Below are 17,210 nucleotides of genomic sequence, written 5' to 3'. Positions count from 1 at the left end.
CCGCACCGAAACGCCAGAGGCAGGTCGATGCGCATACTCGGGATCAATGCCGTCTTCCACGACCCGGCCGCCGCGCTCGTGGTGGACGGGAAGATCGTCGCCGCGGCGGAGGAAGAGCGGTTCAGCCGCCGCAAGCACGGCAAGCAGGCGGTGCCGTTCTCCACGTGGGAACAGCCCGCGCAGGCCGCCGCCTGGTGCCTGGCCCAGGCGGGACTGTCCGCGAAAGACCTCGACGCCGTCGGATACTCCTACGACCCCGCGCTCGTCGAGCCGGGCTTGGCAGGGCACGACCCGAGCGGCGAGGAGCTGCGGACGGAGTTCGCGAAGCGGGCACCCCGCTTCCTGAAGTCCGCCTTGCCCGGGCTCGACCCGGGCATCGTCAAGTTCGTCCGGCACCACGTCGCGCACGCCGCGTCGGCCGCGCTCGCCGCGCCGTTCGGCGACTGCGCCGTGCTCGTCGCCGACGGCCGCGGCGAAAGCACGTCCTACCTGGCCGGTGAATACCGCGACGGGCGGTTCAAGGAGCTGGCGGCCCAGAAGCTGCCGCACTCGCTCGGCCTGCTCTACGAAGACCTCACCGAACACCTGGGCTTCGCGCGATCCAGCGACGAGTACAAGGTCATGGCGCTCGCTTCCTACGGCAAGCCGGAGTTCCTCGACGAACTCTGCGAGCACGTCCACGTCACCGGCGACGGCGGCTTCCACGCCTCCGGCGTCGACCTGGCCTCGCTGGCCCCGCGCCGCGAAGCCGGCCAGGAGCTCAGCAGTCGCCACGCCGATCTCGCCGCGAGTGTCCAGAAAGTCCTCGAAGACATCCTGCTGGAGCTGGCGGACTGGCTGCACGAGGCCACCGGCCAGCGCGACCTGGCGATGGCGGGCGGGATCGCGCTCAACTGCGTCGCCAACAGCCGGCTGCACGCCGAAGGCCCGTTCGACCGGATCTGGGTGCAGCCAGCCGCCGGGGACGCGGGCACCGCGCTCGGCGCGGCGCTGCAGCTGGCCGCCGAAGCCGGGGAGCCCCGCACGTCCATGAGCGACGCCGGACTCGGTCGCGGGTGGACCGACGAGGAGCTCGAAGAAATCCTGATCAAGGCCAAGCTGCCCTACGAACGTCCCGACGACCTCGCCGAGACCGTCGCCGAAGCGCTGGCGAACGACGAGGTGATCGCCTGGTTCCAGGGCCGCGCCGAGTTCGGCCCGCGGGCGCTCGGGCACCGGTCGCTGCTGGCCCACCCGGGCCGCAAGGCCAATCTCGAGCGGCTCAACGACGTCAAGGGCCGCGAGCAGTTCCGCCCGGTGGCGCCGATGGTGCGGGCCGAGCGGGCGGCCGAGATCTTCACCCGCGGCCCGCTGCCCAGCCCGTACATGCTGTTCGTGCACGACGTCGCCGAAGAATGGCGCGACCGCATCCCGGCCGTCACCCACGTGGACGGCACCGCGCGCGTGCAGACCGTGGAAGAGCGCGACAACCCGGTGCTGGCCCGGATGCTGGCCGGCTTCGAACGCCGGACCGGCCTGCCAGTCGTGATCAACACCAGCCTCAACACCGCGGGCCGGCCGATGGTCGACTCGCCACGGGACGCGCTGGAGTGCTTCGGCTCGGCCCCGATCGACCTGCTCGCGCTGGGGCCGTTCGTGCTCCGGCGTCCCCGATCCACTCGAACCGGCGCGGCGTCGCCGGCGGAGAAGGAGGTGCCGTGATGGAAGACCATCTCGCCGCGTTGGCCGAAGCCGCCGAGCGGACCCGCGAATCCGCCCCCAAGATAACCGCGTGGGGACGGCACCTGGCCGGCGTGTTCGAAGCCGGCGGCCGGCTGCTCGCCTGCGGCAACGGCGGCAGCGCGGCCGAAGCCCAGCACCTGACCGGCGAGCTCGTCGGCCGGTTCCGCCACGAACGCCGTCCCCTCTCGGCCATCGCGCTGCACGCGGACACCTCCGCGACCACGGCGATCGTCAACGACTACGGCGACCACGAAGTCTTCGCCCGCCAGGTGCACGCGCACGGGCGGCCGGGCGACGTGCTGGTGTGCCTGTCCACCAGTGGCGGCAGCCAGAACGTCGTCGCCGCGGCCAAGGCCGCGCACGAGCTGGGCGTGACGACGTGGGCGCTGACCGGGCCGGCCCCGAACCCCCTCGCCGCCCTGTGCGACGACGCGGTGACGGTCGAAGCGCCGACCGTCGCGACCGTGCAGGAAATGCACTTGGCGCTGGTGCACGGCCTGTGCGCGGCCCTCGACCACGCGCTCGGGGTGACCGCGTGAGGCCACTGGTCGTCCTCGGCGACACGCTGCTGGACGTCGACGCCGAAGGCACCGCCGAGCGGCTGTGCCCGGAGGCGCCGGTGCCGGTGGTCGACCTGACGGCCCGGCGCCGCCGCCCCGGCGGGGCCGGCCTGGCCGCGTTGCTGGCCGCGCGCTCGGCGGCCGAAGTCGTGCTGGTCACGCCGCTCGGCGACGACGAAGGCGGCCACGCGCTCACCGGGCTGCTGGAACCGGACGTCACCGTGCTGCCGCTGCCGCTGCGCGGCACGACGGTGTGCAAGACCCGGATCCGCGCGGGCGGGCAGTCGTTGCTGCGCCTGGATTCCGGCGACGGCATGGCGACCGCCGACCCGCTGCCCGCCCGGGTGCACGACGTCCTGGCCGACGCCGGAGCGATCCTCGTGGCCGACTACGGCCGCGGCCTGACGCGCAACCCGGACGTCCGGCGGCTGCTGCGGGAGCTGGCCGAGCGGATCCCGGTGGTCTGGGACCCGCACCCCCGCGGCGCCCAGCCGGTGCCGGGCACGCGGCTGGTCACCCCGAACCTCGCCGAGGCGCGCGCGGTGCTCGCCGGGCACGAGGAGCCGGCCGAGCTCGCCAAGCTGCTGCGCGGCCACTGGCACGTCGACGCGGTCGCGGTGACCACCGGGGCCCGCGGTGCGGTGCTGGCCGACGGCCTCGGGGAAACGACCGTCCCGATCCCCGCGGCGGCGCGGCTGCCGGGCCACACCGCGCCCGACACGTGCGGTGCGGGCGACCGGTTCGCCGCCGCGGCCGCCGCCGCCCTGCTCGGCAGCGCCGACACGACCGAAGCCGTGGTGACGGCGGTCGAGGCGGCCGCCCGGTTCGTCGCCGCCGGCGGGGCGACCGCGCTCTCGACGGACGACGGCCCGGTGCCCGACCCGCAGCCGGCGACCGACGCCTTCGGCCTCGCCGAGCGGATCCGCGGAACCGGCGGCCGGCTGATCGCCACCGGCGGCTGTTTCGACCTGCTGCACCCCGGGCACGTGAGCCTGCTGCGGCAGGCCCGCGCCCTCGGCGACGCCCTCGTCGTCTGCCTCAATTCCGACGCGTCGGTGCGGGGTCTCAAGGGCCCCGGCCGGCCGCTGGTCCACGACCGCGACCGCGCCCGGCTCCTCGCCGCTTTGTCCTTTGTGGACGCCGTCGCCGTCTTCGACGAGCCATCGCCCACCACCGTCCTGGAGAAGCTGCGCCCGGACGTGTGGGTGAAGGGCGGCGACTACGCCGAAGCGGACCTGCCCGAACGCGAAGTGGTCGAACGGCACGGCGGCGAAGTCGTGCTCGTCCCGACCGTGCCCGGCTACTCGACCTCCCGGCTGGTCGCCGCGGCGGCCAGTGCCTGACCCCCTCGCCCGCGAAGGAGAGCGATGCGACCCCTCGGCAACGTCCTGATCACCGGTGGCGCGTCCGGCCTCGGCGCCGCCACCGTCGACGCCGTCCGCAAGGCCGGTGGCACCCCGTACGTCCTCGACCGGGTCCGCCCGGACGACCCGGCCGAATACGTCGAAGCCGACCTGACCGACACCGCCGCGACCGAGGCCGCGGTGCGCGAGCTGGCCGAGCGCGCGGGTGGCCTGGACGGGGTCTTCACCGCCGCCGGCACCGACGCCTGCGGCCCGCTCGGCGAAGTGCCCACCGAAGCCTGGGAGCGGGTCGTCAAGGTGAACCTGTTCGGCACGGCCGCGGTGATCCGCGCCGCGCTCCCGTACCTGGAACGTTCGCACGGCACGGTCGTCACCGTCGCCTCCACCCTGGGCATCAAGGCGGTGAGCGACGCGACCGCCTACTGCGCCTCGAAGTTCGGCGTCGTCGGCTTCACCCGGGCGCTCGCCGCCGAGCTGGCCGGGCGCGTCGGCGTCACGCTGCTCATCCCGGGCGGGATGTGGACGCACTTCTTCGACGACCGCACCGACCAGTACAAGCCGCCGCCGGACGCCAAGCTCAACCAGCCCGAGCACGTCGCGAACACCGTGGTCTTCGCGCTGCAGCAGCCGCCGGGCGCCGAAGTCCGTGAACTGGTCGTGTGCGCGTCGGAGGAGGGGTCGTGGCCGTGAGTGCCGCGGTCCTCGTGCTGCGCGCGCTCGGCGTCGGGGACCTGCTGACCGCGGTGCCCGCGTTGCGTGCCCTGCGGGCGGCGTACCCCGGTGACCGGCTGATGCTGGCCGCGCCGGAAAGCCTGCGGGACCTGGTGGAGCTGATCGACGCGGTCGACGAGCTGCTGCCGACCCCGAAGCTCGGCGAACTTGCCTGGCCCGGGCCGCCACCGCGGCTCGCCGTCAACCTGCACGGCAGCGGCCCGGAGAGCATCCACGACCTCATGGCCGCCGACCCGGCCGAGCTGCTGACCCACCGCCACCCCGACTTCCCCGACGTGCCCGGCCTCGAGTGGCGCGACGACCTGCACGAAGTGGACCGCTGGTGCCGGCTCGTCGAATACCACCACCTGACGGCGGACCGGTCGGCGCTGGCCCTGCCCGTGCCGCCGGGCCCGAGCCCGGCCCCGGACGCCGTCGTGGTGCACCCCGGCGCGGCGTTCCCGGCCCGGCGCTGGCCGCCCGGGCGGTTCGCGGCCGTCGTGCGGGACCTCGCCGCGCGCGGGCACCGCGTCGTGCTCACCGGCAGCGCCGCCGAACGCGACCTGGCGGTTTCGATCGCCGAGGCGGCCGGGCTCGGCGAGGACGCCGTGCTGGCCGGGCGCACCGGCCTGGCGGAACTGGCCGCGCTGGTGGCCGGGGCGGCGCTCGTCGTCTGCGGCGACACCGGGGTCGGGCACCTCGCGACGGCGTTCGGCACGCCGTCGGTGCTGCTGTTCGGCCCGACCCCGCCCCGGCTGTGGGGCCCGCCGCCGTCCGCGCGGCAGCACGTCGTGCTCTGGGCCGGGAACGTCGGCGACCCGCACGGCGAAGAACCCGACGACGGCTTGCTGCTGCTCGGCGAAGAGCGCGTGCTCGCGGCGACGCGGGCGGCCCTCGAAGCGAGGGTGGCGCATGGCTGAGCACATCGGGATCGTCGGTGCGGGCTACGTCGGGCTGACGAGTGCCGCGTGCTTCGCGCGGCTCGGGCACCGGGTCACCTGCGTGGACGCCGACGAGTCCAAAGTGGACGAACTGGGCCGGGGCTTGGTGGCCATCGCCGAACCCGGCCTGGCCGAGCTGGTCGGCCAGGGCCTCGCCGACCGGACGCTGAGCTTCACCACCGCCCAAGCGGAGCTGTACGGCACGGACCTCGTCTTCCTGTGTCTGCCCACGCCGCCCGCCGAGGACGGCCGTCCCGACCTCGGCGTGCTCGAACACGTCGTGCCGCAGCTCGGGCGGCTGCTGCGGCCCGGCTGCGTGGTGGTCACCAAGTCGACCGTGCCGGTCGGCACCGCGGCGCGGCTGCCCCGCCTGCTGGGCCGCGACGACCTGCCGGTCGTGGCCAACCCCGAGTTCCTCCGCGAAGGGCACGCCGTCGACGACTTCCTGCACCCGGACCGGGTCGTGGTCGGCACCGACCCGGCGGACTCGCCGGCGGCCCGGCGGGTCGCCCGGTTGTACGAGCCGACCGGCGCCCCGGTGGTGGCGACCGACTCGGCCAGCGCCGAACTCGCGAAGTACGCGAGCAACGCGTTCCTCGCCGTGAAGCTGTCCTACGTGAACGTCCTGGCCGAACTGTGCGAGCGGTTCGGCGCGGACGTCCGCGAGGTCTCGCGCACCATGGGCCTCGACGCGCGGATCGGCCCGGAGTTCCTCGCCCCCGGCCCCGGCTGGGGTGGTTCGTGCCTGCCGAAGGACACCTCGGCCCTGCTGCACGCGGCCGAGGCGGCGGGGGTCGACTTCGGCATCCTGCGCGACGCGGTCCGCGTCAACGCCCGGCAGCGCGCCCGGGTGGTGCGGGCCGTGCGGCAGGCCGTGACCGGTACTCCCGCCGGGTCCCTCGCCGGAGCCCGCATCGGCCTGCTGGGCCTGGCGTTCAAGGCGGGCACCGGCGACCTGCGCGACTCCCCCGCCCTCGGCGTGGCGGCCGAACTCGCCCGCGCGGGCGCCGAGCTGACCGCGCACGACCCGGCCGTCAGGTCGGTGCCCGACACCGAAGCGGTCCAGGTCGTCGACGACCCGTACCTGGTGGCCAAGGCCGCCGCGGCGCTCGTCGTGCTCACCGAGTGGCCCGAGTTCCGGGACCTCGACTGGGCCCGGCTGGCCGCCGCGGCCGACCGGGCGGTCGTCGTCGACACCCGCAACCTGCTCGATCCCGATGTCCTCGCCGAGGCCGGGTTCGCCCACATCGGCGTCGGCACCCATCCCAGGAGGCAGTCATGACCCTGCGCGTCCTCGCGCTCACCTGCACGCTCAAGCCGTCGCCGGCGAAGTCGAGCAGCGACCTCATCGCGCGGCAGCTGCTCGACCTCTTCGCCGAACGCGGCGCCACCGGCGAGCTGGTCCGCGTGGTCGACCACGACGTCCGCCCGGGCGTCGAGGCCGACATGGGCGAGGGCGACGAATGGCCGGACATCCGGCGGAAGATCGCCGCCGCCGACGTCCTGCTGATCGCCACCCCGACGTGGGTCGGCCACATGTCGAGCGTCGCGCAGCGGGTCCTGGAGCGCCTCGACGCGGAGCTGTCCGAAACGGACGACGAGGGCCGGCCGGCGATGTTCGGCAAGGTCGGGGTGGCCGCGGTCGTCGGCAATGAGGACGGCGCCCACAAGATCATCGCGGACCTGTTCCAGGCGCTGAACGACGTCGGCTTCACCGTGCCGGCCCAGGGCGCGACCTATTGGAACGGCGAAGCCATGCAGGGCGGCGACTACCAGGACCTCGACGAGACCCCGGAGGCCGTGGCCTCGACGAACGCGACCCTGGTGCGCAACGCCGTCCACCTGGCCACGGTGCTGCGCGAACAGCAGTACCCGGCCAAGTAATTACGCCATTCGAGTGACATCACTGCGCCGGACGAGTGTGGCGCAGGCCACGTGGGTAACCCCCTGAGATCGTCCATCCGCGTCAGGGGGCTCCAATGCCGAACCGTGTCATGATCAGCCGCGACAGCAAGCCGATCCCCTGCGAAGAGTGCGGCCTGCCCACGTTGCACGTCGCGCGGCTGGTGTCCGGTGACGGCACGCTGCTGGGCCAGACGATGGTGTGCACGGCCTGCCGCCGGCACCGGTCCGAAGCCGAAGCGGTCGCGGTCCAGTAGCTTTCAGCGTCTTTCCAGCTGTTCCAGCAGCAGCCGCGCGGGCAGCGTCAGGGTCCCCAGGCCCAGCCGGGCCGGGACGCCGTCTCCTTCCGCCGTCACCAGGCGCTTTTCGAGCTTTTCGAGCAGTGCCCGGCATTCGTCCAGCTCGACCGGTTCCCCGGCCATCGCCACCGACTGCACGGCGCCGGCCAGGTGGTGCATCAGGTCGGCCAGCAACTCGCGCGCGTCCGGCCAGGGGTACTCGAACGGGTGCTCCCGCCGGCCCGCCGTCGTGCGCACCGCGGCGAGCAGCTGCGACACCGCGGGCCAGAGCCCGATGAGCGTCCGAAGGGGACGTTCGTGGCGCGTCCCGGCGGAGGGCCGCGCGCGGCGCAGGTTCAGCATCCGCCCTTCCCGCGTCAGGCCGACGGCTTCTTCGGCGGCCAGCACCTGACTGCGCGTGTCCTGCTCGTGGGACAGCAGGCCGTCGAGGTCTTCCGGCGGCTCGTCCCGGCGGATCACGTCGGACAGCGATTCCAGGAGGTCGGCCAGCGCTTTCCCGAGCCGCCCGGCCGCCGCGGCCAGCCGTTCGCCGTACAGGGGCGGGAAGATCAGGGTGTTGACGGCGACGCCGATGGCCGCGCCCAGCGCCGTTTCGAGCAGGCGGTCGCCGAGCAGGACGGGTTCGCGGGCGGTGCCGTAGGAGATCACGAGCATGCCGGTGACGCCGACCCAGACGCCGGAGTCGCCGAACCGCCGCCAGCTCCCGGCGAGCAGGCCCAGGAAGACCACGGTGGCGAGGGCGACGGCCTGCCACGGGATGAACTGGCCGGCAACGGCGGCGAGGACGACACCGGAGGCGACCGAGCCGACCTGCTGGAGCCACCCCCGCAGCGACCGGTACACGGTGGCTTCGACGAGGAAGACGGCCGCGTAGGGAGCGAGAAAGGGTTGCGGCAGCCGGAGGACGAGCGTGGCCAGCAGCCAGGCGGCGGTCGCGGCGAGGGTGGCTTTGGCGCTCTGGACGAGGATCCGGCGTTCGCGGCCGGGGACGCGGACAGCGCGGGCGAGCCAGCTGACGGGGGTCCGGTCGTGGCGTTCTTCGTCCGGTGAGGAGTTTTCGGGGCTCGGCGGCCGGAGCATGCGAGCGAACCGGCGCGCCGGGGTGGGGCCGTGCCGCTGCTGTCCGTCCGGCGAGGAATCGCGGCTCCGCTCATCCGGCACCGCGCGGGCATCCCGGCGGCCGGGAGCCCGATCCCGCGGCTGCCTCTGCGGCAGAGAACTGCCGCTCCGCCCGTCCCGCACCGCGCGGGCACCCCGGCCACCGGAAGCTCGATCCCGCTCCCCCTCCGGCGAGGAACTGCCGCTCCGCTCCTCCCGGACCGCGCGAGCAGCCCGGCCGTGCCGCTCCCCCTCTCCCGGCGAACCGGGCCCTTCCTCCTCCACCGGCCGGTCCTCGCCCGGTCTTTCGCGCTGTCCGGTCATGCGGGCGGGGCGATGTGCACGAGCTTCGTCTGGGTCATCTCGTCGAGCAGCTCCGGCCCGTAGCCGTACCCGTTGCCGCTGCGGGCGCGGGGGTGCGCCGCTCCGCCCGGGGCGCCGCCGAACACGTTGTTCACCTTGACCGTACCCGCCGGTAGCTCGCGCCAAGCTCGCTGCGCGTGGGACATCGAGGCCGTCAGCACCGTCGCCGCCAGTCCGTAGTCGCCCGTGGCCGCTTCGGCCAGGCCCTCGTCGAAACTCTCCACCACCCGGACCGGCGCCACCGGGCCGAACGTCTCTTCCGTCATCACCCGCAAGTCCGGCGCGCAGCCGGTCAGGACCGTCGCCGGGTAGTGCGCTCCGGGGCCGTCCGGGACCGACCCTCCCGTCAGCAGCCGGGCGCCGCGGGCGACCGCGTCGGACACGTGGGAATGCACGTGGTCGCGGTGCCGCCGGTCCACCAGCGGGGCCAGCGTCCGCGACTCGGCCTCCTTCACCAGCGCCGCCAGGAACGGCTCGGCGATCGCCGCACACACGTAGATCCGCTCGACCGCCACGCAGATCTGGCCCGAGTTGGCGAACGATCCCAGCGCCGCCTGGCCGGCCGCCCACGCCGGGTCGACGTCTTCGTCGATCACCAGCGGGTCGTTGCCGCCGTTCTCCAGCAACGTCTTCGCGCCCGTCGCGGCCGCGCTCGCGGCGATCGACCGGCCAGTCGCCGTGCTGCCGACGTGGGCGATGACGTCGACGTCGTCACGCATCGCCAGGATCGCGCCGACCCCGCCGTCGCCGTGCAGGGTCTGCAGCACGCCCTCCGGGAAAACGCCGCCGAGCACCTCGCCGAGCAGCTGCCCGGTGTGCGGGGCGCGCTCGCTCGGCTTGTGCACCACCGTGTTCCCGGTGACCAGCGCCGCCCCCAAGAGGCCGCAGGCGACCGCGACCGGGTCGTTCCACGGGGTGAGCGCCACGACCACGCCGTGCGGCTCGGGCACCATCAGATCCGTCGCACCGACGTCGCCGAGCAGGCTGCGGCCGCGGTGGACCGGCCCGAGCTCGGCGTACTGGGCCAACGTGCCCGCCCCGGCGAGGACGCCTGCGCGGGCTTCGTCCCGGGGCTTGCCGGTTTCCGCTTCGTTCGTCTTAGCCAGCTCGTCGGCGTGGGCCCGCAGCCGCTCCGCCGCGGTGTGCAGCAACGCTCCGCGTTCGGCGGCCGGAGTCCGGGCCCACTGCGTCCGGGTCCGGCGGGCCAGCGCGAGCGCCGCGTCGATCTCGGCTTCGCCCGCGGCCGGCACAGTGCCCACCACGCTGCCGTCGGCCGGGTTCCGGATTTCGATCGTCCCCGCGGTCATCCGCACCTCCTTCTCGTCGCTCGCCGGTTACCCGCGCGCGGCGGCTTCGACACGCCGTTTGATCAGCCCCACCCCGGGTATCCGGTTCCGGTGACTGCTTCGCTCGACTACACCGTGGTGATCCCCACGACGGGCCGCGAGACGCTTCGGCCACTCCTGGAAACCCTCCTCGGCGGGCCCGACCCGCGGCCGGCGGAAATCCTCGTCGTCGACGACCGCCCGAATGGGTCCGATCTCGACGTCCCCGGCGGTGTCCGCGTGCTGCGCTCCGGCGGGCGCGGGCCGGCGGCGGCGCGGAACCTGGGCTGGCGCACCGCGAAGAGCGAGTGGATCGCGTTCGTCGACGACGACGTCGTGCTCGCCCCGGACTGGGCGCGGCAGCTCGCCGCCGACCTCGGCTCGCTGCCACCGGACGTGGCCGCCTCCCAGGGCCGCATCACCGTCCCGCTGCCGGCGGACCGGCGGCCGGCCGACGACGAGCGCGGCACCGCGGGCCTCGAGCACGCCCGGTGGATCACCGCGGACATGGCCTACCGCCGTCGCGCACTCGTCGAGGTGGGCGGTTTCGACGAGCGGTTCCCGCGCGCCTTCCGCGAAGACTCCGACCTGGCGCTGCGGGTCGCCGAAGCCGGGCACCGGATCGACCAGGGCGAACGGCTGACCACGCACCCGGCCCGGCGGGCCGGGTTCTTCTACAGCCTGAAAGCCCAACGCGGCAACGCCGACAACGCGCTGATGCGGGCCAAGCACGGCGTCCTCTGGCGGCAGCGCACCGGCGCCGGGCACGGCCGGCTCGGGCTGCACGCACTGTCCACAGTGGCCGGTTTGGCCGCGCTCGCGCTGCCGGTGCTGCGCCACCGCGGCAAGGCGCTGCTCGCGGCTGGGCTCTGGGCCGGGCTGACGGCGGAGTTCGCCACCCGCCGGATCCTGCCGGGCCCGCGCACCCCCGGCGAAGTGGCGCGCATGGTCGTCACCAGCGCCCTGATCCCGCCCGCCGCGTGCTACCACCGGCTGCGCGGCGAGATCGCGGCCCGGCGGCCCCGGCCGGAGGTCGCGGTGCTGTTCGACCGGGACGACACGCTGATCGTCGACGTCCCCTACCTCAACGACCCGGACGGCGTCCGCCCGGTGCCCGGCGCGGTCGAGCTCGTCCGCGGGCTGCGGGAGCGCGGCATTCCGGTCGGGGTGGTGAGCAACCAGTCCGGTGTCGCGAAAGGACTGATCACGCGCGAGCAGCTCGACGCGGTGAACGCCCGCGTGCAGGAGCTCTTCGGCCCGTTCGGCACCTGGCAGGTCTGCGTCCACGACGACGGCGACGGCTGCGCGTGCCGCAAACCCGCCCCCGGCATGGTGTTGCGCGCCGCCGGCGAGCTCGGCGTCGACCCCGCCTCCTGCGTGGTCATCGGTGACACCGGCGCCGACGTCGATGCCGCGCTCGCCGCGGGCGCCCGCGCGGTGCTGGTGCCGACCGACCGCACGCTGGAACCGGAGATCGCCCGGGCCCGCCGGGACGCCGCCGTCGCCCGGGACCTGTCCGAGGCGCTGCGCGTCGCCGGGGTCGCCGGATGACCCGGGTGCTCGTCGCCCGTCAGGACAACCTCGGGGACGTCCTGCTCGCCGGGCCGTGCATCCGTGCGGTCGCGGCGTCCGGGGCGCCCGTGACGCTGCTGACCGGACCGCACGGCCGCGCCGCCGGCGAACTGCTGCCGGGCGTGGCCGAGGTGCTCACCTGGACCGCACCCTGGATCGACCCCGACCCGCCGCCGGTGACCGCCGAGGACACCGGTGCGTTCGTCTCGCTGATCCGGTCGAAGTCGTTCGGCCGCGCGCTGGTCCTGACGTCGTTCCACCAGTCCCCGCTGCCGCTGGCGCTGCTGCTGCGCCAGGCCGGGGTGCCGTGGATCGGCGCGATCTCCGAGGACTACCCGGGCAGCCTGCTCGACCTGCGCCACCGCGTCGACGGCGATCCGCCGGAACCGGTCCGCATGCTTTCGCTTGCCGAGGCGGCCGGGTTTTCGCTGCCGCCGGACGACCACGGTGCCCTGGCGCTGCGGCGTCCGTTGCCGAACACCGCCCGGCTGACCGGCGGCGGGGCGTACGTCGTGGTGCACCCCGCGGCGTCGGTGCCCGCCCGCCAGCCGTCGGCGGCCTGGAGCCGCGAGACGGTACGGGCCCTGGCCGCCGACGGGCACCGGGTGCTCGTGACGGGCGCGCCGTCGGAGCGCGCGCTGACCCGAGAGGTGGCCGGGACGTCGGCGGTCGACCTCGGCGGCCGGACGTCGCTGCCGGAGCTGGCGGCGGTGCTGTCCGGCGCTCGCGTGGTGGTGGCGCCCAACACCGGCCCCGCGCACCTCGCCGCGGCGGCGGGCACGCCCGTGGTGTCGCTGTTCGCCCCGGTCGTGCCGCAGGAGCGGTGGGCGCCCTACGGTGTCCCCACGGTGGTGCTCGGCGACCAGCACGCTCCCTGCCGCGCCACCCGCGCCCGCGTCTGCCCGGTGCCGGGCCACCCCTGTCTCGACACGATCGACCCCGCCGACGTCTGCCGCGCGGTGACGGCCCTCGCGCTGCCCGGCGCCGTCGCTCCGGAGACCGCCGAGTTAGCGCGGTGAGCGCGGCCCGGGCACGCGGCCCGGGCCGCGGGAGCCCTCAGCCGCCGATCTCCTTGCTCACGCCGCTCGGCCCCTCGTAGGTCCGGTCCGGCAGGCTGCGCACGACGTCCAAGGTGGCCGGGTCGGCGCCGTTCTTCTCGGCCGCCCGCACCAGGTCGGCCCGCTTCGCCGGGTAGTCGACGCCGGACAGGTACTTCTGCAGTTCGATCGGGTTCGGCTTGCTCACGGGAACTTTCCTTCCGTTCGGGAGCGGCGCGGTTACCCCGCCGTCCGGCCGACACACGCCCGCCGCCGCGTTTAGTCCCCGGCGGGGGTGGTAGCCGACCGGGAACGAAAGGAGCCGCCCGTGTCGCTCCCGGCGCCCCTACCCGCCGAAGCCGCTTCGCCGCGGCGTGCCGTCGTCACCGGTGCCGACTCCGGTATCGGCCGCGCGGTCGCCGCCGCCCTCGCCGGCGGCGGCCTCGACGTCGGCATCACCTACCACTCCGACGCCGACGGCGCGGAGGAAACCGCCGCGGAGGTCCGTTCGCACGGCGTGAGCGCGCACGTCCGGAAGCTCGACCTGACCGAGCTGCCCGGTGCCGCCGACGTCGTCGACGCGTTCGCCGAGGACCTCGGCGGCATCGACGTCCTGGTCAACTGCTCCGGCACGGGCAGCAGCGAGCTCGCCGTCGACCTCGATTACGAGAAGTGGCGCCAGGTCCTCGACGTCGACCTCGACGGCGTCTTCCTGCTTTCGCAGCGCGCGGCCCGGCACATGATCGACGCCGGGCACGGCGGCCGGATCATCACGATCACCAGCGTCCACGAGCACGTGCCCCGCGTCGGCGCCGCGCCTTACTGCGCCGCGAAGGCCGGGGCGGGCGCGCTGACCCAGGTGCTCGCCCTGGAGCTGGCCCAGCACGGCATCACCGTGAACTCCGTGGCCCCGGGCGAAATCTCGACGCCGATGACGGGACAGGCCGACGCCGATCCGCGCGAGCAGGACCGGCCCGGCATCCCGCTGGGCCGCCCGGGCCACGCGGCCGAAGTGGCGGCCGCGGTCGCGTTCCTGGCGACCCCGGCGGCCGGCTACATCACCGGTACGTCGCTCGTCGTCGACGGCGGCCTGCTGCTGATGGGCGCCCAGCACGGGACCGCCTACCGCGGTCACGACTGGCGCTCCCCCTGAGACCAGGGGCCCGCGTCCTGGCTGCAGGGACCGGCGCGGGCCCCGGCCGTGGGCCGGACGGCGGAACCCCCAGCCCGCCGTCCGGCCCCTTCCACTTGTCCGTTTTCCGCACGCGTGACGGGGTATCCGGCCGCGAAGGGAAGGAGACCCCCATGTCGTCCGCCGAAATCCGCTCCCGGACCGCAGTGTCCTGGCTCCGCCCGGTCGTCGCCGTCCTCGGGCTGCTCTACCTCGTGCTGGGCATCGCCGGGTTCCTGACCCCGGAAACCGCCGCGGTCGGCCACGAGACCGGCCGCGCGGTCTGGATCTTCAGCGTGACCCCGCTGCTCAACCTCGTCCACACGGCGGTCGGGGTGCTCGGGCTGCTCGCCGCGACCCGGCGCAGCGGGGCGCTGATCTACTGCTGGGTGCTGTTCGTCGGGTTCACCGGGATGACCGCCTACGGCATCCTCGCCACCGCGCTCGTCAACCCCGAAGACCCGATCAACCTGAACTGGGCGGACAACTGGCTGCACGGGCTGACCGCGGCCGCCGCGCTGGTGCTCGGCATCGTCGCGGCGCGGGCGGTCAACCGGACCGCCGCGCGCTCGCGGTGATCCCGGTCGTTTCGGCCCGTGGCCACCGGGTAGCCGGGGAAGGAAACCGCGTCAAGGAGGTTCCCATGCACCGCGAACCGGACATCCCGCCGTTGGGCGGCGGCGCATGACCCCGAGTGAGGCGGTGGTGGGTGAACCCGCCGTCGTCGTGCACTACCGGCTGCACGCGGACTTCGCGGTCGGATTCCCGTGGGTGTGCCGAATTTTGGGTGCGCGCGCCGGGTTGGAGCTGGACGCCGCCGGCCTGCGCGTCCGGTTCGGGCCGTGGCTGGTCCAGACGCCGCTGAGCAACCTCGCCGGAGCGGAAGCCACGGGGCCATACCGCGCTCTCCGCGTCTTCGGCGTCCGGCTTTCGCTCGCCGACCGCGGCTTGACCTTCGGCACGACCACCCAGGGCGGCGTGTGCCTCCGGTTCCGGGAACCCGTCCGGGGCATCGACCCGTGGGGCCTGCTCCGCCACCCGGGCCTGACGGTGACGGTGTCCGAGCCGGAACTGGTCGCCGAAGCCATCAACCGCATCGTGGCGGACGCGTGACGGCGGCCCGCATCCTGGCCGTGGCGATCGACTGCCGTCAGCCCGACCTGCTGGCCGAATTCTGGGCCGCGGCAGTGGGCAACGGAAAGACCCGCACGTGGACCGACTCCCACGGCCTCACGTACCGCCAGGTCGACTTCGACGACGGGCCGGCACTGTTGTTCCAGCCGGTGCCCGAGGAGAAGACCGTCAAAAACCGGCTGCACCTCGACTTGGCGCCGGTGGCGGGCGATCAGCGGGCGGAGGTCGAACGGCTGGTGATGCTGGGGGCGAAGGTCCTCGACGATCCGGACGACGACCCGTGGATCGTGCTCGCTGATCCGGAAGGCAACGAATTCTGCGTGCTGCCGGCCCGCTGACACCCGGCCGACTCTCCCGGCCACCGTGGTCAGTCGGAAGACCCCATCGCCAGCGGGAGTTCCCGCAGAACGCTCCTATGACAGAATCCGCCCCGTGGGCAAGCAGTCAGTCCGACGCGCGACCGCTGCACCGCGGTTCGCGCCTGTGGTCATCGCGGCGCTCGTCGCGATCACCGCGGCCGCTGCGGGGTTCCATGAGCTGCCCAACCTCTTTCAGCTTGGCAGCACGCTGGTGGTCGGCCTCCTCGCCGCCCTTGCGACGTGGGAGCTTCAAAAAAACCCGCACTTCAGGGCCTTTAGGGTCTTGACAAAGCGCAGCTTGCCTTAGCGCGGAATTGACTGTGCCTCGTGAACGACCCAAGCGGGTACAGCCCCGCGCAGACAAGGTGTCCTAGCCCAGCGCTTGCGGAAGGCAACGAATTCTGCGTGCTGCCGGCCCGCTGACACCGGCCTGGCCGTTTCGGTTTCGGCCAAAGTCAGGCTTGCCCGACCGGGTCGCCGGCGTAGGCGGCCAGGCGGTCGTCGAAGCCGTCCGCGGTGCCGGGTCTGCGGAAATCCGGGGGATCCGGGCGGCCGGGGTACTTTTCGCCGTACAAGCCGGCCACGAACTCCACGACGGCTTCCGGCGGGGGCAGCACGTCTTCGCCCAAGTAGGCCAGCACGATGACGTCGTCGCCGGTGGACGACTCGACCGCGGCCGCCCAGCCGTCGCGTTCGTCCCACAGCAGCGCCGTCTCGTGGGCCGGGAACCGGGCGAGCCGCCGCTCCAGCGCGACGTACGCTCCGGCCGGAACGTCCACCTCGCAGAACCAAGCGGGTGCGTCCAGCTTGGCCGCGACGGCCAATAGATACTGCCGCAGCCCGCGCGCCGCCGCGCCGAGCCCGTCCCGTTCGCTCATCCCGCTCCCGCCCCTTCGGTCGGTGCCCCATCGGCTGATACCCCGTCACCCACAGGGTCAACCCGGGGCACCCCGAGTGGAGCAGAGCGTCACCGGTGGTCCTCTTAGGAGCGCTCCGGGTCACGAAATGAGCAGGTTCAGCACGTCGTCGTCGCCCAGCTGGCGGAAATCGGCGTACCACTGACCGACCGCGCGAAAGTCCGGCGGTTCCGCAACGCACACGACGTCGTCGGCTTCGCCCAGCAGCCGCGTGACCGCGCCGGGAGCGGCGACGGGTGCGGCGAAGACGAGCGTCCTCGGCCGGGCCGCACGGATGTCGCGCAACGCCGCAGTCGCGGTGACGCCGGTCGCGAGCCCGTCGTCCACGAGGAGGACGTCACGGCCGGTGAGACCGGCGGGTACCCGGCCGGCCCGGTAGCGCTCGAGCCGGCGGCGCGCTTCCGCCCGTTCCCGGGCCTCGGCCCGGGCCATCCGCGCGGTGGTCAGCTTCAGCCCGCGCAGACCGGCCTCGTCGTAGATCGCCGGTCCGTCCGGGGTGACCGCGCCGACGCCGTACTCGCGGTGGCCCGGCGCGCCGATCTTGCGCGCGACCGCGACGTCCAGTTCGGCGCCGAGCCACCGCGCGACGACGGCGGCCACCGGCACGCCGCCGCGGGCGAGCCCGAGCACGACCGGGTCGGCCCAGGCCCGGCGCCGCAGCTCGCCCGCGAGCCGGCGGCCGCCGTCCTCACGGTCGGCGAAGATCCGCGGACCCGCCTGCCGCGCGGGCATCAG

20 protein-coding genes are annotated in these 17,210 nt (G+C 74.2%); 15 read left to right on the top strand and 5 right to left on the bottom strand.

Going from position 1 to position 17,210, the window contains the following annotated elements; genetic code table 11:
- Positions 1-27: 27 nt before the first annotated feature.
- The 8 genes from AB0M30_RS05545 to AB0M30_RS05510 all read left to right on the top strand — a co-directional run bounded on the left by AB0M30_RS05545 (position 28) and on the right by AB0M30_RS05510 (position 7,457).
- Positions 28-1,701 carry a carbamoyltransferase C-terminal domain-containing protein gene (locus AB0M30_RS05545; RefSeq protein ID WP_364580224.1) on the top strand — a complete coding sequence of 558 codons (1,674 nt, stop codon included), beginning with the start codon at positions 28-30 and terminating at the stop codon, positions 1,699-1,701.
- Complete coding sequence (locus AB0M30_RS05540; protein ID WP_364580503.1) at positions 1,701-2,261, top strand: SIS domain-containing protein; 561 nt, start codon at positions 1,701-1,703, stop codon at positions 2,259-2,261. The genes AB0M30_RS05545 and AB0M30_RS05540 overlap by 1 nt, the downstream gene beginning before the upstream one ends.
- Entirely contained in the window at positions 2,258-3,625 is a 1,368-nt protein-coding gene (locus AB0M30_RS05535; RefSeq protein WP_364580222.1) for a PfkB family carbohydrate kinase, read from the top strand. The genes AB0M30_RS05540 and AB0M30_RS05535 overlap by 4 nt, the downstream gene beginning before the upstream one ends.
- A 24-nt stretch (positions 3,626-3,649) precedes the next feature.
- A complete protein-coding gene (locus AB0M30_RS05530) occupies positions 3,650-4,336 on the top strand; it encodes an SDR family oxidoreductase (protein ID WP_364580219.1) in 687 nt (228 codons plus the stop codon).
- Positions 4,327-5,277 (top strand): glycosyltransferase family 9 protein, encoded by a 951-nt coding sequence (locus AB0M30_RS05525; protein WP_364580216.1) that lies wholly within the window; start codon positions 4,327-4,329, stop codon positions 5,275-5,277. The genes AB0M30_RS05530 and AB0M30_RS05525 overlap by 10 nt, the downstream gene beginning before the upstream one ends.
- On the top strand, positions 5,270-6,580 hold the full coding sequence (locus AB0M30_RS05520; protein ID WP_364580213.1) for a UDP-glucose/GDP-mannose dehydrogenase family protein: 1,311 nt from the start codon (positions 5,270-5,272) through the stop codon (positions 6,578-6,580). Before AB0M30_RS05525 ends, AB0M30_RS05520 begins: the two co-directional genes overlap by 8 nt.
- Complete coding sequence (locus tag AB0M30_RS05515) at positions 6,577-7,182, top strand: NAD(P)H-dependent oxidoreductase (protein ID WP_364580210.1); 606 nt, start codon at positions 6,577-6,579, stop codon at positions 7,180-7,182. Before AB0M30_RS05520 ends, AB0M30_RS05515 begins: the two co-directional genes overlap by 4 nt.
- 95 nt (positions 7,183-7,277) lie before the next feature.
- The gene (locus AB0M30_RS05510; protein ID WP_285991339.1) at positions 7,278-7,457 is read left to right on the top strand and encodes a hypothetical protein; all 180 of its coding nucleotides are present in this window, start codon (positions 7,278-7,280) and stop codon (positions 7,455-7,457) included.
- 3 nt (positions 7,458-7,460) lie between these two features.
- Here the strand turns inward: AB0M30_RS05510 and AB0M30_RS05505 are convergent, their stop codons facing one another.
- Both AB0M30_RS05505 and AB0M30_RS05500 read right to left on the bottom strand, forming a co-directional pair.
- Positions 7,461-8,579, bottom strand: a complete 1,119-nt coding sequence (locus tag AB0M30_RS05505; protein WP_364580207.1) for an aromatic acid exporter family protein — start codon at positions 8,577-8,579, stop codon at positions 7,461-7,463.
- Between the two features lie 338 nt (positions 8,580-8,917).
- Complete coding sequence (locus AB0M30_RS05500; protein ID WP_364580204.1) at positions 8,918-10,267, bottom strand: aldehyde dehydrogenase family protein; 1,350 nt, start codon at positions 10,265-10,267, stop codon at positions 8,918-8,920.
- Positions 10,268-10,357: 90 nt separating this feature from the next.
- Between AB0M30_RS05500 and AB0M30_RS05495 the strand changes: the two genes are divergently transcribed.
- Together AB0M30_RS05495 and AB0M30_RS05490 are read left to right on the top strand one after the other, a co-directional pair.
- The gene (locus AB0M30_RS05495; RefSeq protein ID WP_364580201.1) at positions 10,358-11,836 is read left to right on the top strand and encodes an HAD-IIIA family hydrolase; all 1,479 of its coding nucleotides are present in this window, start codon (positions 10,358-10,360) and stop codon (positions 11,834-11,836) included.
- Positions 11,833-12,876, top strand: a complete 1,044-nt coding sequence (locus AB0M30_RS05490; protein WP_364580198.1) for a glycosyltransferase family 9 protein — start codon at positions 11,833-11,835, stop codon at positions 12,874-12,876. Before AB0M30_RS05495 ends, AB0M30_RS05490 begins: the two co-directional genes overlap by 4 nt.
- A 37-nt stretch (positions 12,877-12,913) precedes the next feature.
- Here AB0M30_RS05490 and AB0M30_RS05485 read toward each other — a convergent pair whose 3' ends face one another.
- Positions 12,914-13,102: a DUF2795 domain-containing protein gene (locus tag AB0M30_RS05485; RefSeq protein ID WP_103338961.1), complete on the bottom strand. Its 189-nt coding sequence runs from the start codon at positions 13,100-13,102 to the stop codon at positions 12,914-12,916.
- Between the two features lie 120 nt (positions 13,103-13,222).
- Between AB0M30_RS05485 and AB0M30_RS05480 the strand changes: the two genes are divergently transcribed.
- From AB0M30_RS05480 to AB0M30_RS05460, 5 genes are all read left to right on the top strand, one after another.
- Positions 13,223-14,047: an SDR family oxidoreductase gene (locus tag AB0M30_RS05480; protein ID WP_364580195.1), complete on the top strand. Its 825-nt coding sequence runs from the start codon at positions 13,223-13,225 to the stop codon at positions 14,045-14,047.
- A gap of 152 nt (positions 14,048-14,199) precedes the next feature.
- Positions 14,200-14,643: a DUF4383 domain-containing protein gene (locus AB0M30_RS05475; RefSeq protein ID WP_364580192.1), complete on the top strand. Its 444-nt coding sequence runs from the start codon at positions 14,200-14,202 to the stop codon at positions 14,641-14,643.
- A 106-nt stretch (positions 14,644-14,749) separates the two neighbouring features.
- A complete protein-coding gene (locus AB0M30_RS05470; RefSeq protein ID WP_364580189.1) occupies positions 14,750-15,178 on the top strand; it encodes a hypothetical protein in 429 nt (142 codons plus the stop codon).
- Positions 15,175-15,537, top strand: a complete 363-nt coding sequence (locus tag AB0M30_RS05465) for a VOC family protein (protein WP_360175108.1) — start codon at positions 15,175-15,177, stop codon at positions 15,535-15,537. Before AB0M30_RS05470 ends, AB0M30_RS05465 begins: the two co-directional genes overlap by 4 nt.
- Positions 15,538-15,631: 94 nt before the next feature.
- Complete coding sequence (locus AB0M30_RS05460) at positions 15,632-15,865, top strand: hypothetical protein (RefSeq protein WP_364580186.1); 234 nt, start codon at positions 15,632-15,634, stop codon at positions 15,863-15,865.
- Between the two features lie 148 nt (positions 15,866-16,013).
- On the opposite strand, the gene AB0M30_RS05455 is transcribed toward AB0M30_RS05460, so the two are convergent.
- Positions 16,014-16,436, bottom strand: coding sequence for a DUF6292 family protein (locus AB0M30_RS05455; protein WP_364580183.1), 423 nt, complete (start codon positions 16,434-16,436; stop codon positions 16,014-16,016).
- A gap of 120 nt (positions 16,437-16,556) precedes the next feature.
- On the bottom strand, positions 16,557-17,207 hold the full coding sequence (locus tag AB0M30_RS05450; protein ID WP_364580180.1) for a phosphoribosyltransferase family protein: 651 nt from the start codon (positions 17,205-17,207) through the stop codon (positions 16,557-16,559).
- Positions 17,208-17,210: the final 3 nt, after the last annotated feature.

It is taken from the genome of Amycolatopsis sp. NPDC051716, assembly GCF_040681595.1.
In the GTDB taxonomy this organism is placed as follows: Bacteria; Actinomycetota; Actinomycetes; order Mycobacteriales; family Pseudonocardiaceae; genus Amycolatopsis.
Note: the sequence above shows the minus strand (reverse complement) of the source record. Positions and strands in the feature narration are given on the sequence as shown.